Annotated in this window: 22 protein-coding genes; 15 read left to right on the forward strand and 7 right to left on the reverse strand. The window is 74.2% G+C overall.

The window, feature by feature from the left end; translation table 11 throughout:
• The first annotated feature begins 277 nt into the window (after positions 1–277).
• The 5 genes from FB380_RS26260 to FB380_RS21985 all read left to right on the forward strand — a co-directional run bounded on the left by FB380_RS26260 (position 278) and on the right by FB380_RS21985 (position 2,167).
• The gene (locus tag FB380_RS26260; protein WP_373286333.1) at positions 278–724 is read left to right on the forward strand and encodes a DNA-processing protein DprA; all 447 of its coding nucleotides are present in this window, start codon (positions 278–280) and stop codon (positions 722–724) included.
• Between the two features lie 177 nt (positions 725–901).
• Positions 902–1,114 (forward strand): Lsr2 family protein, encoded by a 213-nt coding sequence (locus FB380_RS21970; protein ID WP_229682308.1) that lies wholly within the window; start codon positions 902–904, stop codon positions 1,112–1,114.
• A gap of 22 nt (positions 1,115–1,136) precedes the next feature.
• The gene (locus FB380_RS21975) at positions 1,137–1,268 is read left to right on the forward strand and encodes an LPXTG cell wall anchor domain-containing protein (protein WP_166757482.1); all 132 of its coding nucleotides are present in this window, start codon (positions 1,137–1,139) and stop codon (positions 1,266–1,268) included.
• A 165-nt stretch (positions 1,269–1,433) separates the two neighbouring features.
• On the forward strand, positions 1,434–1,718 hold the full coding sequence (locus tag FB380_RS24995) for a hypothetical protein (RefSeq protein ID WP_243851491.1): 285 nt from the start codon (positions 1,434–1,436) through the stop codon (positions 1,716–1,718).
• Between the two features lie 197 nt (positions 1,719–1,915).
• Positions 1,916–2,167, forward strand: a complete 252-nt coding sequence (locus FB380_RS21985) for a helix-turn-helix domain-containing protein (protein ID WP_166757483.1) — start codon at positions 1,916–1,918, stop codon at positions 2,165–2,167.
• A 341-nt stretch (positions 2,168–2,508) separates the two neighbouring features.
• Here FB380_RS21985 and FB380_RS21990 read toward each other — a convergent pair whose 3' ends face one another.
• A complete protein-coding gene (locus FB380_RS21990) occupies positions 2,509–2,769 on the reverse strand; it encodes a hypothetical protein (RefSeq protein ID WP_166757484.1) in 261 nt (86 codons plus the stop codon).
• 430 nt (positions 2,770–3,199) lie between these two features.
• Between FB380_RS21990 and FB380_RS21995 the strand changes: the two genes are divergently transcribed.
• Entirely contained in the window at positions 3,200–3,829 is a 630-nt protein-coding gene (locus FB380_RS21995; protein ID WP_166757485.1) for a hypothetical protein, read from the forward strand.
• Positions 3,830–3,961: 132 nt separating this feature from the next.
• Complete coding sequence (locus FB380_RS22000) at positions 3,962–4,729, forward strand: SDR family oxidoreductase (protein ID WP_166757486.1); 768 nt, start codon at positions 3,962–3,964, stop codon at positions 4,727–4,729.
• A 16-nt stretch (positions 4,730–4,745) separates the two neighbouring features.
• Here the strand turns inward: FB380_RS22000 and FB380_RS22005 are convergent, their stop codons facing one another.
• Positions 4,746–5,501, reverse strand: a complete 756-nt coding sequence (locus FB380_RS22005; RefSeq protein ID WP_166757487.1) for an MBL fold metallo-hydrolase — start codon at positions 5,499–5,501, stop codon at positions 4,746–4,748.
• Positions 5,498–6,175: a DUF429 domain-containing protein gene (locus tag FB380_RS22010; RefSeq protein WP_166757488.1), complete on the reverse strand. Its 678-nt coding sequence runs from the start codon at positions 6,173–6,175 to the stop codon at positions 5,498–5,500. Before FB380_RS22010 ends, FB380_RS22005 begins: the two co-directional genes overlap by 4 nt.
• A gap of 38 nt (positions 6,176–6,213) precedes the next feature.
• Between FB380_RS22010 and FB380_RS22015 the strand changes: the two genes are divergently transcribed.
• A complete protein-coding gene (locus tag FB380_RS22015; protein ID WP_166757489.1) occupies positions 6,214–6,699 on the forward strand; it encodes a ribose-5-phosphate isomerase in 486 nt (161 codons plus the stop codon).
• A 10-nt stretch (positions 6,700–6,709) separates the two neighbouring features.
• Positions 6,710–7,300, forward strand: coding sequence for a hypothetical protein (locus FB380_RS22020; protein WP_166757490.1), 591 nt, complete (start codon positions 6,710–6,712; stop codon positions 7,298–7,300).
• Positions 7,301–7,345: 45 nt separating this feature from the next.
• On the opposite strand, the gene FB380_RS22025 is transcribed toward FB380_RS22020, so the two are convergent.
• Entirely contained in the window at positions 7,346–8,587 is a 1,242-nt protein-coding gene (locus FB380_RS22025) for a GNAT family N-acetyltransferase (RefSeq protein WP_166757491.1), read from the reverse strand.
• A gap of 109 nt (positions 8,588–8,696) precedes the next feature.
• Between FB380_RS22025 and FB380_RS22030 the strand changes: the two genes are divergently transcribed.
• Positions 8,697–9,044 carry an MmcQ/YjbR family DNA-binding protein gene (locus FB380_RS22030; protein ID WP_166757492.1) on the forward strand — a complete coding sequence of 116 codons (348 nt, stop codon included), beginning with the start codon at positions 8,697–8,699 and terminating at the stop codon, positions 9,042–9,044.
• A gap of 16 nt (positions 9,045–9,060) precedes the next feature.
• Here FB380_RS22030 and FB380_RS22035 read toward each other — a convergent pair whose 3' ends face one another.
• Positions 9,061–9,726, reverse strand: a complete 666-nt coding sequence (locus FB380_RS22035; protein WP_229682306.1) for a response regulator — start codon at positions 9,724–9,726, stop codon at positions 9,061–9,063.
• Positions 9,723–11,048 carry a sensor histidine kinase gene (locus FB380_RS22040; RefSeq protein ID WP_166757493.1) on the reverse strand — a complete coding sequence of 442 codons (1,326 nt, stop codon included), beginning with the start codon at positions 11,046–11,048 and terminating at the stop codon, positions 9,723–9,725. The genes FB380_RS22035 and FB380_RS22040 overlap by 4 nt, the downstream gene beginning before the upstream one ends.
• Before the next feature lie 260 nt (positions 11,049–11,308).
• Between FB380_RS22040 and FB380_RS22045 the strand changes: the two genes are divergently transcribed.
• The 4 genes from FB380_RS22045 to FB380_RS22060 all read left to right on the forward strand — a co-directional run bounded on the left by FB380_RS22045 (position 11,309) and on the right by FB380_RS22060 (position 15,227).
• Positions 11,309–13,111 carry a hypothetical protein gene (locus FB380_RS22045; protein WP_166757494.1) on the forward strand — a complete coding sequence of 601 codons (1,803 nt, stop codon included), beginning with the start codon at positions 11,309–11,311 and terminating at the stop codon, positions 13,109–13,111.
• A gap of 107 nt (positions 13,112–13,218) precedes the next feature.
• Positions 13,219–14,235 (forward strand): sigma-70 family RNA polymerase sigma factor, encoded by a 1,017-nt coding sequence (locus FB380_RS22050; RefSeq protein WP_166757495.1) that lies wholly within the window; start codon positions 13,219–13,221, stop codon positions 14,233–14,235.
• A 30-nt stretch (positions 14,236–14,265) separates the two neighbouring features.
• Positions 14,266–14,673: a VOC family protein gene (locus FB380_RS22055; RefSeq protein WP_208383952.1), complete on the forward strand. Its 408-nt coding sequence runs from the start codon at positions 14,266–14,268 to the stop codon at positions 14,671–14,673.
• Positions 14,673–15,227, forward strand: coding sequence for a dihydrofolate reductase family protein (locus FB380_RS22060; RefSeq protein WP_166757496.1), 555 nt, complete (start codon positions 14,673–14,675; stop codon positions 15,225–15,227). The genes FB380_RS22055 and FB380_RS22060 overlap by 1 nt, the downstream gene beginning before the upstream one ends.
• Positions 15,228–15,355: 128 nt before the next feature.
• On the opposite strand, the gene FB380_RS22065 is transcribed toward FB380_RS22060, so the two are convergent.
• Positions 15,356–15,751: a VOC family protein gene (locus FB380_RS22065; protein WP_166757497.1), complete on the reverse strand. Its 396-nt coding sequence runs from the start codon at positions 15,749–15,751 to the stop codon at positions 15,356–15,358.
• Between the two features lie 180 nt (positions 15,752–15,931).
• Between FB380_RS22065 and FB380_RS22070 the strand changes: the two genes are divergently transcribed.
• Positions 15,932–16,891 (forward strand): sigma-70 family RNA polymerase sigma factor, encoded by a 960-nt coding sequence (locus FB380_RS22070; RefSeq protein WP_166757498.1) that lies wholly within the window; start codon positions 15,932–15,934, stop codon positions 16,889–16,891.
• Positions 16,892–16,976 lie beyond the last annotated feature (85 nt).

Consider the following 16,976-nt stretch of genomic DNA (forward strand, 5'->3'; position numbering starts at 1 on the left):
CAGGCGATCGCCGGCGCCCAGGGTGAGCGGCACGCTGTCGGGGGCGGCGGTGAGTTCCTCGAGCTGGGCACGGTCACCGAAGAGGACGACGGCGGTGCTGGTGTTGTGCCGCCGGGAGACCCACCGGAGCCCGTCGGGCTGCGTCGGGTGGTCGTGCAGCGCCTGGGCCCAGGCCGCGGTGGCGCGGTAGCTGGGGGGGTGAGATCCCGGCCGACGGAGACGAGAACGTGTTGCTGAACCGCATGGCCCAGGCTCGTCACACGCAAGGGACCTGGGAGTGTGTCGTCGACGGAGACGTGGTGGTCTGCACCCGCCGTTGACCGAGCACCGACGTCGATCCCGTCGAACAGCCGCGCTGAGGCCATGTCGACGAGCACCGCCCCAAGCGCGCACGCCGCCCTCTTCGAGCGCATCGTCGGCAGCGGCGGGCTGCTGGTATCCCAGGCCCCGCCGGGCCGCGCCGACCAACGTCCGCTTCCGGCGGCGCACCGCGCTGATGGTGGCCCTGAGCGCCGGTGCCGTGGTCGTCGAGGCCGCGGCCCGCTCCCGCGCCCTGTCCGCGGTGCACTCCGCACAGGCCATCGGGCGCCCGGTCTTCGCCGTCCCCGGGCCGGTGACCTCCGCCTGTTCGGTGAGCTGCCATGTGCTCCTCTCCAGTGGTGAGGCCCGGTTGGTCACCGGCGCCGCCGACGTCCTGTCGGCCCTCACCATCCGGTCGGCCTGAGGAGGCCGCCCCCGCATTTCCCCGGCCGGTCATCAGCCGGCCGGGGAGGCCCGGCGGCCACCGCCGAAGGGTCTGCCGATCAGAATCACCTGTCCGCGTGGCGACGACGTCTGATCAGCGGCGCGGGCCCGTAGCGTCCCCGAGGCCAACCCCGCATCCCAGACAGGAGCACCTCCAATGGCAGGTCCAGACGCCGCGACGATCCGCGCGTGGGCACGGGCGGTGGGCAAGCCCGTCGGCTCCCGCGGCGCGATCGCCGCCGAGCTCTACAACGCCTACCGCCGGGCGCAGATGATCGGCCGGCTGCGCCGCGTCGGCAGCGTGGCAGTGGCGGTCGCACCCGAGGTCCTCCGCGCGGTCTCCAAGCGCGGGCCTCGTCCCCAGCAGTGACCCCGTGGGCGAGGTCGACCTGGTGCTCGTACTGGCCGTCGCCACGGGCAACACCTCGAGCGGGCGCGAGGACTCAGTCGCTTGGATCGGCTGGCTCGCCGTCGTGGTCATCGTCCTGATCGCCCTGTGGGTGAAGAGGCGTCGCAGCAAGTAGGTGGGCGCGCCGAGGCCCCCCATACGTTCCCGGCCGGACGAGCCGGCTAATTCGCCGGCCGGCACCGTGCTGCACGGCGGTTGCTGCAGCATGGTGACCGCCGGTCGGCAGGGGAAGGTGACCGAGGGAAGTCTCGGCAGCCGGCCGAGCAAGTTCACTGGAGCGGTGATCTTCGAGCCGCGAGCGTCCGACCCGGACCTGGTCGACGTCGAGAACGCCCTCGTGCGCGCCGCCGTGGGCGAATACGCCGTCGAGGCTGCGGTGCTGCTGCTGGCCAACGGCGGTCACTGGCTGCCCGCACTGCAGGCCGCCGGCCTCATCGACCTCGAGCCCGACCCCGCCGGTGGGGAGACCTGGGCGCAGGTGCGATGGGACGACGTCCGCGGGGCCCTGCAGGCCGGCACTCTCGGCCGGCGACGACGGTCAGCAGCGGCTGCTACGCGCCCCTGAGAGCCTCGCGGACGGTCAGCCGGTCGACCTGGGCGACCTAACCGGTGACCTCGACCGGGCGAGCCTCCGGCTGTTGTTGGCCGCCCTCGCGCACGCCGCCGGCAGCCACGACCAGCAGGACCCCGACGTTCCCCTATCCGGGGATCCGCTGCCTCCGCTGGTGGCCTGGCCCGCTCGAGGCTGACCACACTCGACCCATGCCGTACCCGTCCCGGCCGTCGCTGCGGCCGCTGCCGGAGTTCGCGGGCACCGCGCGCACCGGCACTGTGCTCAGCGCCGACCTGCAGGCGCGGATGGAGGCCTACGTCCTGGAGTCCTACGCCGGCGGGCGATCACTGCGGGAGATCGCTGAACTGATCGACCGCTCGGTGACCGCCGTGCGGCGCATCCTCGCCCGCCACAAGTTGCCCACACGGCGGGCCGGCGCGCGTCCGGTAGCCGACGGCTGAGAATTAATACGGCTCGTCAAGAATGCGCCCCGGGCTACCTGGCTGCGGGACCGCTCCTGCGACGGCAGAAAAACGCATACGTCTTGTCAAGAAGACCCTGGATCTCTCGGCAGCGCCGGCACAGTGTCGGCTGCTGCGCCGCGGCCGAACCCCGGAAACCCTTGCTGCGCAAGGAATCAAAGGGAATGAGCACCGGCTGCACGCCTGGCGGATGTTAGTACGACTCGTGAACTTGACAGGACGTATGCAAAAGCGGATTCTTCAAGGCGCGGGTGTTCGAGGCCCGCGGCTGAGCCGCCCGGCCCCTGTGACGAGGGACCGGACGGCGTCCAGCAGGTGGATCAGTTCGACTGCCGCCGCAAACGGCAGACGAGGGCGTTACCAGCGCTCAGGACGAGCATCACCACGGTCGACCCCGCCCACTGGGTGGGGTCATCGTGCTGTCCGAGGACAGCCGCGACCTGGTTGCCCAGGGCCAGGGCCTTGGAGATCAAGACCAGGGTCTTGGTCGCCACCTCGAGGTCTACGTCCGGCAGGCGCTCGCGGAAGTTCGCCGGATCCTTGCGGTGCCGACCCCTTCCGCTACTAGAGTTTTCAGGCATTCTTGTCCTCTCCGCGGCTCCGGCCTCCCCTCTCGACGGGTTGTGTTACCGGTACCATTTCTCGGTGACCGGGAAGGTCACTGAGAGCAACCTAGTCGACAGGTCCGACACGTGAAAGCCACCCTGGACGGGTGGGCTCACCGGCGCGCCCCTGCCTTTAGATTACCCGATTCATAAATTGCGTATTTACGCAAGCATGTGTGCAGGTGGCGCCGTCCATGCGGTGAGCGCACGCGCCCTCCCGAGCATTCGGAATGTCCTTTACGGGCCAGACCGAGCCGCGAAAAGTTACGGCGTGTCGGCGACTCCCGCGCGTGTCGCGCCCCGACGCCGGCAGGTCGTCAAGCGGGGGACGTGCCGCGGCTGAGCCACTAGACATGCCGCAGCCGGCCCAGGCCGACCGGGTCGCCGAACAGCGACGGAGACCCCCATGTCCGCCCTGTCCACGCGCCGCATCGCCGCCGTCACCATGGCCGGGCTGGTCACCGGTGCAGCCACCCTGGTTGCTGCTCTAGCGGCCCTGGCCGCACCGGCACCGCTGCCGACCCCCGTCGTCTCGGACACGACCCTCGTCCCGGGGCAGCCGTTCACCGTGACCTTCACCGGGTGCACCCCCGACCCGGTCGGCTCGACCCCCGACGCCGACGGATCGACACCCTTCATCTGGTACGAGATCACCAACGTGACCGTCCAGTTCGCCGACGTCACCCTCCCTGACGGCAGCGTCGTCTTCGAGAACTCGTTGCCGCTCGGGACGCCCCCGGGGGAGTACACGATCGAGGGCGTCTGCGACCACCTCTACCGGGTGCAGTTCTACCCGGACGTCACCGTGACGGTGGCCGAGACCGCACCCACCCCGCCGGCCCCGCCGACCGACCCGGAGAAGGACGACGCCAAAGCCAAGGCCAAGGCGTTGGTCCTGGCCAAGGCCAAGGCGTTGGTCCTGGCCAAGGCCAAGGCGTTCATCAAGGACAAGGACCTGACCAAGGACACCGCGAAGGCGAAGGCCAAGGTGTTGGCCAAGGTGCTGGCGAAGGCCAAGGCCAAGGCCAAGGGGTGAGCTCGGGCGCGACGTGCGGCTGAGCGACGAGGCGGGCACCGAGGACACGTCCTCGGTGCCCGCCGACGCCGTGGAGCTGCGCGGCACCGGCTGAGCACCCCCGTCCGGGAGCGGGTGCGGCAGGATGACCCGATGCCGCACCCCCTTCGTCAGCGGATCTTCATCACCGGTGCCAGCGCGGGCCTCGGTCAGGGCATGGCCCGGGAGTTCGCCGCCCGCGGCCGGGACCTGGTCCTGGTCGCCCGGCGGCTGGACCGGCTGTCGGAGCTCCGCGGGGAGCTGCTGGCCCGGCACCCCGGCATCCGCGTCGTGGTCGGTGAGCTGGACGTCGACGACCCCGAGGCCGTCGCCGAGACCGTGCCGCGGCTGGCCGGTCAGCTCGGGGGCATCGACCGGTTCGTCGCCAACGCCGGCATCGGCAAGGGGGCGCCGGTGGGCACCGGGCACGCCCGGCCCAACCGCCAGGTGCTGGTCACCAACGTGCTGGGCACCCACGCCAGCTGCGAGGCGGCGGTCGCGTTGTTCCGGTCCCAGGGGAGTGGCCACCTGGTGGTGATCTCCTCGGTCGCCGGGGTGCGGGGGATGGGCGGCACCCGGACGGCGTACGCCACCTCCAAGGCCGCCGACGCCGTGCTCGCCGAGGGCATCCGGGCCGACCTGCTGGGCGACCGGCGCACCCGCGACATCCGGGTGACGACGATCCACCCCGGCTTCATCGAGACCGACATCAACACCGGCCGCCGCGGCCCGTTCACCGTCGACCTGCCGACCGGCGTGACCGCGCTGACCGCGGCGATCGAGCGGGAGCCGGTGCGCGCCTACGTCCCCGAGTGGCCGTGGCGCCCGGTCGCCGGCCTGCTGCGCGTTCTGCCGCTGCCCGTCGTCCGGAAGCTCGCCTGAGCCGAGGGCCGGGGCCTCAGAGCCGGGAGCGGGCGATCTCCCTGGTCCGCTCGTCGAACGGCGGGTCGGTGGCCGGGTCGGCGAGCCACCGGGCCAGCAGGGCCAGCTCGTCGCGCTGGGCGGTCACGAAGGCCGCGTCCACCACCCCGCCGTGCCCGGGGACCACGGGCCCCCGCACCAGCTCGAGCAGCGCCGTGGTCGTGACCGCCCACTCCAGCGGATAGGCGTCCTCCATCGCCGGGGGCGCCCCGTCCTCGACCAGGTCCCCGGCGAACAGGACGTCGTCCACGGCGACCACCAGGTCCGCGCCGGTGTGCCCCCGCCCCAGGTGGCGCAGCGTCACCGTCCGGCCGCCCACGTCGAGCACGGCGAGGTCGTCGACCAGGCGGTCGGGCGGGTCGATCGGTGCGGTCGCGACGAGCTCGGCCGCGGGGTCGCCGTCCTCGCGGAGACCGGTGACCACCGAGGCGCGCTGCTGCTCACCGGTCGCCTCGAGCTCCTCGGCGCACTGGCGGTGCCCCCAGATGTCGGCCGGGCGGAAGGCGGCGTTGCCGAAGCAGTGGTCGAAGTGCGCGTGGGTGTTCACCACCGTCCACGGGTGCGGGGTGACCGCCCGGACCGCCTCGGCCAGGGCCCGGCCCTCACCGAGGTGCGAGCGGGTGTCGACCACCAGGCAGCCGCCGTCGCCGACCACCAGGCCGCAGTTGAGGTCGAGCTCCCGGTGCCGGCGGACGAACACCCGGTCGCCGATCTCCCGCCAGCCGGCGGTCACCAGCAGATCCGCATCGGCCGGCCGCGGGAGTCGGTCGTCCCGTTCCCCACGCACTCGGCCGCTCCGGCGGCCAGCCGCTGGGCCGACCAGGCGGCGGCGCAGGCGTCGAGGGCGTCGACCAGGGGGACGCCGGTGGGCGCTGCGGCGAGCGCCTCCTCGACGTCCATCACCGCGCGCAGCGTCGCCAGCCGCTGCACCGTGCCGCGGGCGGTGCCCTTGCGGTCGGTGACCCCGCCCAGCCCGAGCCGGAACGCCAGCTCGGGGTGCACCTCGACCACCCGGTCGGTCGGTGGGTCGCCGAGGACGTCGTCCAGGGCCCGGATGGAGCGGACCAGCATGAACGCCTGGGCCGACGGCGCGCGCGGGGGATCGGTGGCCGCACGGGAGATGGCCCGGGCCTCCGCGTAGTCGTCGGTGGCCAGCACCGCCCGCACCGGTGTGGGGAACACCGAGCTGGCCGCGCCCGTGGGCCGCAGCAGCCCGGCAGCCGCGACGTCGCAGGCCCGGGCGCCGTCCTCGGAGAGACCGATCGGCATGTCGATGGCCACCACCTCGACGTCCGGCACCGCGAGCACCGCCGCCGCGTCGTCCAGCACCCTCAGCTCCACCGTGCGTCCGTCGAGCAGCGCACCGACCCACTTCCCGCGCCAGCCGTCGACCCCCAGAACCGCCACCGGGCCAGCCTGCCAGGAGTCGGTGAGAAGATCGGCACATGCGCGTCTTCCTCGGTACCGACCACGCCGGTCTCGAACTGAAGTCCCACCTGATGCAGGTGCTCGCCGACGAGGGCTTCGAGCCGGTCGACTGCGGGGCCTACGACTACGACCCGCAGGACGACTACCCGCCGTTCTGCTTCGAGGTCGGGGAGCGGGTCGTCACCGAGCCGGGCAGCCTCGGCATCGTCATCGGCGGCTCGGGCAACGGCGAGCAGATCGCCGCCAACAAGGTCCCCGGCGTCCGCGCCGCGCTGATCTGGAACGAGAGCACCGCCCAGCTGGCCCGCCAGCACAACGACGCCAACGTCGCCGCGGTGGGCAACCGGCAGCACAGCGTGGAGGAGGCCACCGCCCTGGTGCTGACCTACCTGCGCGAGCCGTTCAGCGGCGAGGAGCGGCACAGCCGCCGGATCGGTCTGCTCAGCGAGTACGAGCAGAACCGGCAGCGTCCGGCCGGCGGGCTGCCCACCCGCACCCCGTGAGCGGGCGCCGGTGACCGGGGACGACCTGCGGGCCGCCGGCGCCGCGGTGCGGGAGCTGTTCGCCCGGGTGCCCGACGGTGCGGCGGCGGTGCCGACGCTGGGCACCGACGTCGTCGGCGTCGCCGCGCACATCACCTCCTGCCTGACCTGGTACGCCCAGGACCTGGTCGCCGGGCCGGTGGAGGTGAGCGCCTTCGACGTCGTCCGCCGGCCGGACGCCGACCTCGCCGAGACGTGCCTGCAGTTGGCTGCCGCGACCGAGGTGCTCGCCCGGGTGGTCGACACCGCCGGACCGGACGAGCGCGGCGCGCACGACTGGGGGCTGGCCGACGCCTCCGGCTTCGCCGGGATGGGCTGCGCGGAGCTGCTGCTGCACACCGGCGACGTCGCCATGGACCGCGAGCTGGCGTGGAGGCCGCCGTCCCGGCTGGCCGAGGCGACCCGGGCGCGGCTCTTCCCCTGGGCCCCGGCCGACGCCGACCCGTGGGCGGCCCTGCTGTGGGCCACCGGCCGTGGCGAGCTGCCCGGCCGGGAACCGGTCACCTCCTGGCGCTGGCACTGCGCCCCGCTGTCGGAGTGGGACGGCACCCAGCCCGGCTGAGGCGCCGGAGCGGTCAGGCCCCTCCCAGAGGGGCGCGGGGCCCGCTCAGAAGTCGTCGGGGCACCAGGGCGCGACCGGCCAGCCGAAGGCCGTCGACGCCTGGGTCACCGCACCCGGGCTGATCTCGGTCACCCGGCCGGCGGCCTGCAGCGAGGCGAACGAGACGCCGCCCAGGTAGGCCGCTGCCAGCGCGTCCACGTCCACGACCAGGTCCGGGTCGCGGTCGGTGCGGTCACTGTAAGCACCGGCCGGGTGGCCCCAGACGTGCCAGCGCCCGTCGTTCCAGTCACAGAACCGGTCGCGCACCTCGAACACCATGTCCAGCCGGGCCGGGTACCGGCGGGCGGACAGGGCAGCGCCCACGTCGACCAGCCGCACCCAGAGCGCATCGACCGGCCGGGCGTGCCACGCCCGGCCGTTCACCAGCAGGTGCGCCAGCGGGTCGTCGACGGGACCGGAGGGGTACTCGATCGTGCGCATGAGGTCCTGCCCGAGCAGGAAGCGCCACAGCGCGGCGTAGCCGGTCGGGCTGCTCGCCCGGACCTCCTCGACGGTCAGCGTGCCGTCGGGCTCGCTGGTGTCGGTCCAGGCCGCCCGCAGCCGGTAGCTGGCGAAGCCGGTGACCGTCCCGTCCGCCTCCACGTGCAGGGCCAGCTGGCGGGGCGGGCCACCGGCGGCGCGCTCGGCGGAGTCGTACAGCCGCCGCTCCCACCACGTCTCGTCCCGGGCCATGTTGCCCGGCACCCACCGGCGTAGCTGCTCGTGCAGCGCCTCGGCCGCCGGGCGGAACTGCTCGACGTCGACCAGCCGGACCGTGCCGGTGCCGCAGTCGACGTCCGGGCGCAGCTGCAGCCGCTCGGTCAGCCCGGTCCAGCCGCCGCGCCGGGCGGCCGGGGCGTACCCGAAGCGGCCGTAGATCGGCCACTCCGCGGCCCACAGCGCCGCCACCGGCTCCCGGCCGGCCGCGTGCACCTCGGCCAGCTGCCGCCGCATCATCGCCGTCAGCACCCCGCGCCGCCGGTGGGTGGGGGAGACGGTCACCCAGGTGACGCCCGCGGTCGGCACCACCGCCCCGGGCACGGTCATCTCCAGGCTGTAGATCCCGGCGGTGGCGGCCACCCGCTCGCCGTCGAACAGGGCCAGCGAGCGGTCCAGCTCGGCCATCGGGGACGGGGAGTCCATGTAGGGGCCGGTGTGGTCGTGGCCGAAGGTGGTGCGCATCCCGCGGACGAATCGCGGCCACTCCTCGGCGGTGATGGGGCGGAGCTGGTCGGCGAAGTCGGTCACGGGAGGTGTCTACCCGGCGGGTACGACGCTCGGCCAACGAGTTCCGGCCTCAGTGACCGGCGGCCGGCAGCCAGCCCTCCCTGTCGGTGGCCGGTGGCACCCTGCCGCCATGGCAGCCACCCCCGACGACGTACGGGCGATCGCCCTGGCCCTGCCGGAGGCCACCGAGCGGCCGGCGTGGGACATGGCCTGCCTGCGGGTGCGCGACAAGGTCTTCGCGTCGATGCCGCCGGCGGAGGAGTGGGTGGCGATCCGGCTGGCGCCCGGGGAGAACGCCGAGCTGGCCGCCGAGCGGCCGGCGGTGTTCTCGGTGCCCCACCACTACCGCAACAGCAGCATGGTCGTCGTCCAGCTCGCGGCCGTGGACCGGACGGAGCTGGCCGAGCTGCTCACCGAGGCGTGGCGGCTGCGGGCACCGGCCCGGCTGCGGGCGGCCTTCGACGCCGGGGCCGGCTGAGCCGGTGCGCCCCCGGTCAGCTGCGCAGGTAGGCCAGGGTCGCCATCACCCGGCGGTGCTGGTCCTCGTCCTGGGACAGGCCGAGCTTGGCGAAGATGTGCTGGGTGTGCTTCTCCACCGCCCCCTGGGTGACGACCAGCTCGCGGGCGATCGCGGCGTTGGAGTGCCCCTCGGCGATCAGTCCCAGCACCTCCCGCTCCCGAGGGGAGAGGGAGCGCACCGGGTCGTCCCTCCGGCGCCGGGCGAACAGCTGGGCGACCACCTGCGGGTCGAGCACGGTGCCGCCGGCCACGACGTCGTCCAGCGCGGTCAGGAACTGGTCCACCTGCGCGACCCGGTCCTTGAGCAGGTACCCGACACCGCCGGCGCCGTCGGCGAGCAGCTCGTCGGCGTAGGCCACCTCGACGTACTGGGAGAGCACCAGCACCGCGGTGCTGGGGACGGCGCGGCGCGCCTCGACCGCGGCCCGCAGCCCCTCGTCGGTGTGGGTCGGCGGCATCCGGACGTCGACGACGGCGACGTCCGGGCGGTGCTCGACGACCGACCGCACCAGCGACGGCCCGTCGGCGACGGCGGCCACCACCTCGGTGCCGGCCTCGCCGAGCAACCGGACGAGGCCCTCCCGGAGCAGCACCGAGTCCTCGGCCAGCACGACCCGCATCCGGTGTCCTCCCTCGGTCACCGGCACGGCAGCTCGCCGATCAGCCGGGTCGGCCCGCCGCGCGGGCTGTCCACGGTCAGCACCCCGTCGACCGCGCGCAGCCGGTCGGTCAGTCCGGCCAGCCCGTGGCCGGGGGCGAGCACGGCACCGCCGCGGCCGTCGTCCTCGACCACCACCCGCAGGCGGTCGTCCTCGCAGACCACCGTCACCCGGCTCCCGGTCGCCTCGCTGTGCTTGGCGACGTTCGCCAGCGCCTCGCTCACCAGGAAGTACGCCGAGTTCTCCACGGCCGGCGTCAGCCGCTGCCCGGGCGGCAGGGCGACGGCCAGCTCGACGGGCACGGGGGAGCGGGCCGCGAGGGCGGCGAGCGCGGCGGCCAGGCCGCGGTCGGCCAGCACCGGTGGCGCGATGCCGCGGGACAGCGCCCGCAGCTCCTCCAGCGTCTCCCGGGTCTGCGTGGCCGCCTCGTCCAGCGTCGCGCGGGCGCCGTCGGGGTCGCTGTCCACCATCCGGCGGGCCCGGTGCAGGTCCATGCTCAGCCGGACGAGCCGCTGCTGGGGACCGTCGTGGATGTCCCGCTCCAGCCGGCGCAGGGCGACGGCCTCGGCCGCCACGGCCGCGTCCCGGCCCTCCGACAGCCGGCCGATCTCGGCCTGGGTGGCGGCCCGGGAGGTCAGCAGCCCCCGGCCGAGCTGGGCCTGGGCGAGGGCGCACCCCCGGACGACGACCGGCAGCGTCAGCGCGAACAGCAGGCCGACCGCGGTGTAGAGGAGCACCCGGTTGGTGGCGGTGTCGGCGAGACCGATGACCTCGGGGAGCGTGTGGTTGTCCGGCCGGCCCGTCTCGTCGTAGGGGATCGACCAGTCCCACGTCACCGAGCTCAGCCCGGCCAGCGTGACCGCCCACCAGACCACCGCCACGACGAACGCCGGTGCCGCGACGAACAGCCGGAGCACCGCGTGCAGCGCGTCCATCCAGTACTGCGGCTCGCGCATCGGCCCGGACAGCCGGCGCAACCGGCCGGCGCCCGGCTCGGGCAGCCGGTAGACCGGGCGGGTCACCGGCCGGCGCAGGACCGCGGGCAACCAGGCGCGCTCGGCGGTGGCGAACCCGCGGGCGACGGCCAGGGTGCCGACCGCCACGGGCAGGCCGATCCACACCACGAGCAGCCCGAGCCCGACCGCGGCACCGGTCACCACCAGGACGAAGGCGAGCAGCGACAGCGGGAAGGCGACCAGGACGTAGCCGGTGTCGATGCCGAGCTGGTGCCACCAGCCGCGCCGGGTCTCCCGAGCGACGGGCAGCCCGGCCCGGACGGGGAGCTCGGCGGTGGTCGTCGTCATGCCGACCAGCCTGGCCGGGGGGAACGCGTGGTCCCAGCCCGCTGGCTGGCCGGTGCGGGGTCGGGCTGTCCCGACCTGTGTGCGCTCATCTCGGGCGGAGATGTTCCCGGCGTGCCCCGGGCGTGTCCAGGACCCGGCCCGAGCCGTGGGTTTCGCGCCGACGCGGGGCGCCTCTACTGTCGGGGAGCCCCCGACCGTGTTCGCGCCCGCCCGCCCCGGGACCCCGGCTCCCTGGTGGCTGCGGGCGCAGGAAGTAGCCCATGCGCCGCACCGCAGTCCTCCCCCGTACCCCGCGCGGTCCCGCCGTCCCGGCGCTCGCCCTGGTCACCGCCCTGGTGCTCGCCGGGTGCACCGGCTCGGACGACGGGGACTCCGGTGGCTCGGGCAGCGCGGGCGGCTCGGACGAGCCTGCCGCCGCCGGCGCCGTGACCGTGGCCCCGGATGCGACGCGCACCCTCGTGCCCGACACCGACCCGGTGGCTGCGGCGGTCTCCACCAGCCGCGCGCTCTACGAGAGCTCCGACGTCGCCGTCGTCGCCGGCAGCGGCGATGCGGACGCGGAGCTCCTGGGCGCGGTGGCCGCGGTGGGTCTCGGGGTGCCCCTGCTGCTGGGCTCCGACGCCCCCGCCGACGCGCTCGGGACGGAGCTGGACCGCCTCGGCGTGCAGACCGTGCTCGCCGTCGGAGACGACGCCGGTGACCTGCTCCCGGGCGGTTCGGACGTCGAGGTCGTGGCCGTCCCCGCCGACGCCGGGGCGCTCGAGGAGGCGACCGGCCTGGACCTCGCCGAGCCCACCACCGTGCCGGACGCCGAGCGGGCGACGGCGGTGGCCGGGCTGGCCCCGGACGCGCTGCCGGTCCTGACGGCGGAGGCCCCGCCGGCCCCGGCGACCCCCTCCGACGCCCCGGCGGACGGCACGGAGACCGAGGCGTCCGAGACCGAGGCCGCTGAGTCCGAGTCCTTCGAGTCCGAGGCGTCCGAGACCGGCTCGGCGGAGCCGACGGGGGAGCTGCCCGAGGTGCAGCGCCCCGAGCCGCTGGAGGACGTCGTGGTCCTGGCCAGCGGGGGCGCCCAGTCGCTGGCCGGCATCGCGACCGCCCGGGCCGCGGGCGCCGAGGTGCTGCTCACCGGTGGGGTGGCCGACCCGCGCGGGTCGGCGGAGGTCGTCGAGCGCCTCGCGGCCGAGCCCACGGTGCTGGTGCTCGGTGCCGACCTGGCCGGGGCGCCGGGGATCGACTGGAAGCTGGACGCCGCGGCCACCGGCACCCAGCTGCCCGGCGGCGGCCAGCTGCTGTTCCCGGAGCACACGCTGATCGCCCTCTACGGCATCCCCGGCAGTGGCGCGCTGGGCCTGCTGGGCGAGCAGGACCTGCCCGCCTCCATCGCGCGGGCCCAGCAGTACGCCGACGAGTACCGGCCGCTGGTCGACAACACCGTCGTCCCGACGTTCGAGATCATCGCCACGGTGGCCTCCGCCTCGGCCGGCCCGGACAACAACTACTCCGCCGAGCAGGACGTCGAGACGCTGCGCCCGTGGGTGGAGCAGGCCGGCGCGGCCGGCCTGTACGTGGTGCTGGACCTGCAGCCGGGCCGCACCGACTTCCTGACCCAGGCCAAGCAGTACGAGTCGCTGCTGGAGCTGCCCTACGTCGGCCTGGCGCTGGACCCGGAGTGGCGGCTCGGGCCGAACGAGGTGCACCTGGTCCAGATCGGCCAGGTCGGCATCGACGAGGTCAACCAGGTGGTCACCTGGCTGGCCGACCTGGTCCAGGAGAACGACCTGCCGCAGAAGCTGCTCGTGCTGCACCAGTTCCAGGTGCGGATGATCGTCGACCGCGAGCGGCTGGACACCTCGCGGGACGAGCTGGCGATCCTGGTCCACGTCGACGGTCAGGGCTCGCAGCCGGCCAAGCAGAGCACCTGGGAGGTGCTGCACCGCGACGCCCCGCAGCCGCTGTACTGGGGCTGGAAGAACTTCATCGACGAGGACGTCCCGATGATCTCGCCGCAGGAGACCATCGAGACGGTGCAGCCGACCCCGGAACTGGTCACCTACCAGTAGCCGGACTCCTTGGTTCTGTCGGACCCCTCCGGCAGGATCGACCGGGACGTCGCAGCGCGCCTCTGTCCGGGGCCGACCGAGCGGCGACCGAGAGCGGGAGTGCTGCGATGACCGGTGTCGTCACCGAGCCGCCGGGCGTGAGCCCGGCCGCCGAGCTGGAGCCGCGCCTGGCCGAGCACCGGCGGGAGCTGACCGGGTACTGCTACCGGATGCTGGGGTCGTCCTTCGACGCGGAGGACGCCGTCCAGGAGACGATGGTGCGGGCCTGGCGCTCGCTGGACCGGCTGCAGGGCGCCGGGGCGCTGCGCTCGTGGCTGTACCGGATCGCCACCAACGTCTGCCTCGACGCCCTGGACGGGCGCAAGCGGCGGGCGCTGCCGGTCGACCTGTCCGGCGGTGAGCCGAGCGCGCCGGTGGTGGCGTCCCTGGCCGGGGTGCTGCCCGACGGGGCGTGGATCCAGCCGGCGCTCGACCGCCAGGTGCTGCCCACCGGCGCCGACCCGGCCGAGCTCGCCGTCCAGCGGGAGTCGGTGAAGCTGGCGTTCGTCGCCGCGCTGCAGCACCTGCCGCCGAAGCAGCGGGCGGTGCTGATCCTGCGCGACGTGCTCCGCTGGCGGGCCGACGAGGTCGCCGGGCTGCTGGAGACGTCGGTCGCGGCGGCCAACAGCGCGCTGCAGCGGGCCCGCGCCACCCTCGCCGCCCACCGGCCCGCGGCCGACGCGCCCACGCCGGTGGTCGCCGCCGATCAGACCGAGCTGCTGGCCCGCTACCTCGACGCCTTCGAGCGGTACGACGTCGAGGCGCTGGTGGAGCTGCTGCACGAGGACGCGGTGATGGACATGCCGCCCTACGCCATGTGGCTGCGCGGCTCGGCCGACATCGCCACCTGGTACGTCGGCCCCGGGCACGGCTGCCGCGGGTCACACGTGGTGCCGCTGGAGATGAACGGCAACCCGGCCTTCGCCCAGTGGCGGCCCAGCGGGCCGGGTGGGTCGTTCGAGCCGTGGGCGGTGCACGCCCTGGAGTTCCGCGACGGCCTGGTGGTGCGGACGACGGCGTTCCTGGGGCCGCAGCTGTTCGAGCTGTTCGGCCTCCCGCGCAACCCGGAGCCGGCCGGCCGATGAGTCCGGCGGCCGGTCAGGGTCTGTAGGGGCATGACCGCGACCCAGGAACCGATCCCGCTGCTCGCCGCCAGCGAGGCGTTCAGCGGCTTCTCCGTCGACGACCTCGACCGTGCCCGCGCCTTCTACGAGCAGGTGCTGGGCCTGCGCACCTCACCGACCGCGATGGCCGGGGTGGTGCACCTGCACCTGGCCGGTGACCGGCAGGTGCTGGTCTACGCGAAGGGCGGTGACCACACCCCGGCCACGTACACGGTGCTCAACTTCCCGGTCGCCGACGTGGACGCGACCGTCGCCGAGCTCGCGGCCCGCGGGGTTGAGTTCCTCCGGTACGACTCCCCGCCGACCGACGAGAACGGGGTCATGCGCGCCGGTGGTCCGCTGATCGCCTGGTTCACCGACCCCGCCGGCAACGTGTTCTCCGTGATCGAGCAGGGCTGATGGCGCGGCTGGTCTACGCGGTCATCTGCTCGCTGGACGGCTACACGGTCGACGCGGAGGGGAGCTTCGACTGGGCCGCCCCCGACGAGGAGGTGCACGCCGCCGCCAACCACCTCGAGCAGCAGGTGGGCACCGCCCTCTACGGCCGGCGCATGTACGAGACGCTCGCGGTCTGGCAGAGCATCGGCGGCCCGGACGTGTCGGCCGTCGAGAACGAGTACGCCGATCTCTGGCGCGCCACCGACAAGGTCGTCTACTCGAGGTCGCTGGCCGAGGTCGGCACGCCACGGACCCGGCTGGAACGCCAGTTCGACCCGGAGGTGGTCCGGCAGCTGGTGGCGGCCGCCGACCGGGACGTCAGCATCGGGGGCCCGGAGCTGGCCGCGCAGGCGCTGCGCGCCGGGCTGGTCGACGACCTGCACCAGTTCCTGCACCCGGTCGTCGTGGGCGGTGGCACCCGGGCGCTGCCCGACGGCATCCGGCTCGACCTGGAGCTGGTCGCCGAACGGCGGTTCACCGGCGGCGTCGTGTACCTGCACCACCGCCGGCGCTGAACCGCGCAGCAGGACGGCGCCGTGCCGCTGTTCGACCTCCTCGGCCTCCCGCACGACCCGGCCGTCGTCGACCGGTGAGCCGTCGACCGGCGTTCCCTCCGGCACAGCTCACCGGCCGACGCCCGGTGTCACCTGCCCGCCGGCTGGAACAACTCGACGAGGTTGCCGGACGGGTCCTGGACCAGCACCTGTCGGCCGCCGGGACCGGTCACGACGTCGTTGCGGAAGCTCAGACCAGCGGCACGCAGGCGAGCGACCTCCTCCTCGATGTCGGCCACGATGAGGTGGATCCGGTTCCACCCGCCAGGCACCGGTTGGGTGCCGTCGGACATCGGACGAGCCGCCGAGCTCTGCGGGCCGCTGAGCAGGAGTCGGAGGTCGCCCCGGACCACGTCGGCGAACGCGGGTGCGGCGTTCGTCCGGACGCTGAAGCCCAGGTGAGCGGTGTAGAAGTCGATCGCGGTCCCGACGTCATGGACCAGGTAGCGAACGCTGACCAGGTCAGCGAGGTCGTTCTCGGACATGGTTCCTCCTCGGAGTCTCTGCGCGGGGTGGAGCGACCCAGGGGGCCGGGATCGTCGGGTCCGGCCGCCATGGACGCTGGGTGGTGTCCACGAGCGAGCACGGCGCGCTCCGCTGCGTGTCACATCGCGGCGGTCGGCGTCGTCACTGGACTGACGGAGCGCGCCGGGAGGATGTGACAGGTGGACGAGGACGGAGCCAGGACGCAACTGCTGGTGGAGCAGTTCAAGGCACATCGCGGGCACCTGCAGGCGGTCGCGCAGCGGGTGCTCGGCTCCTCGAACGAGGCGGAGGACGCCGTCCAGGAGGCATGGCTGCGACTCCAGCGCAGCGGAGCCATGGGCGTGGAGAACCTCGGCGGCTGGTTGACCACGGTCGTCGGCCGGGTGTGCCTGGACATGCTGCGGCGCCGGGGCGCGCGCCGCGAGGAGCCGCTGGAGCTGCACCTGTCGGAACGCCAGGGCGGTGTCCAGCCGGAGGACGAGGCCGTCCTGGCCGACTCGGTCGGCCTCGCGCTGCTCGTGGTGCTCGACGCGCTGACGCCGTCGGAGCGGCTGGCGTTCGTGCTGCACGACCTCTTCGCCGTCCCGTTCACCGAGGTGGCGGTGGTCCTCGACCGGAGCCCGGTGGCGGCCCGCCAGCTGGCCAGCCGCGCCCGGCGCCGGGTGCATGGCGCGGCTCCGGACGCCGCGGACCCCCGCGACGCCCTGCGCCGCCAGGAGGTCGTCCGGGCGTTCCTCGCCGCCGCGCGGGACGGGGACTTCGCCGGACTGCTGGCGGTCCTGGACCCGGACGTCGTCCTCCGCGCGGACGCGCCCGTTCCCGCGCTCGGCGGGGTCGAGCGGCTCGCCGGACATCAGGCCGTCGCCGGCGCCTTCCTCGGCAAGGCACGTGCCGCCCGCGCCGCGCTGCTCGACGGAGCTGCCGGGGCTGTCTTCCTCTCGGGCGGCCGGCTGCACGGAGCGCTGGAGTTCGTCGTCTCGGGGGGCCGGGTGTGCGCCGTCGACGTCATCCTCGACCCGGTCGTCCTCGGTGCGCTGGACGTCGTGCTCCTCGAGGCCCGAGGGTTCGATCCGCGGGGACTCGCAGGCTGCACGACGGTCCGAACGGCGTCCACCGGTCATGGGCGGTCCACGCGCTGACCATGTCCGACGGGCGGCTCCTGCGGCCCGGCCCGCGAGTCCGGCAGGACACGCCGAGGAACCGGTGCCGACCGAGAGATCCCCT

Source organism: Modestobacter marinus (assembly GCF_011758655.1).
GTDB classification, from domain to species: domain Bacteria; phylum Actinomycetota; class Actinomycetes; order Mycobacteriales; family Geodermatophilaceae; genus Modestobacter; species Modestobacter marinus.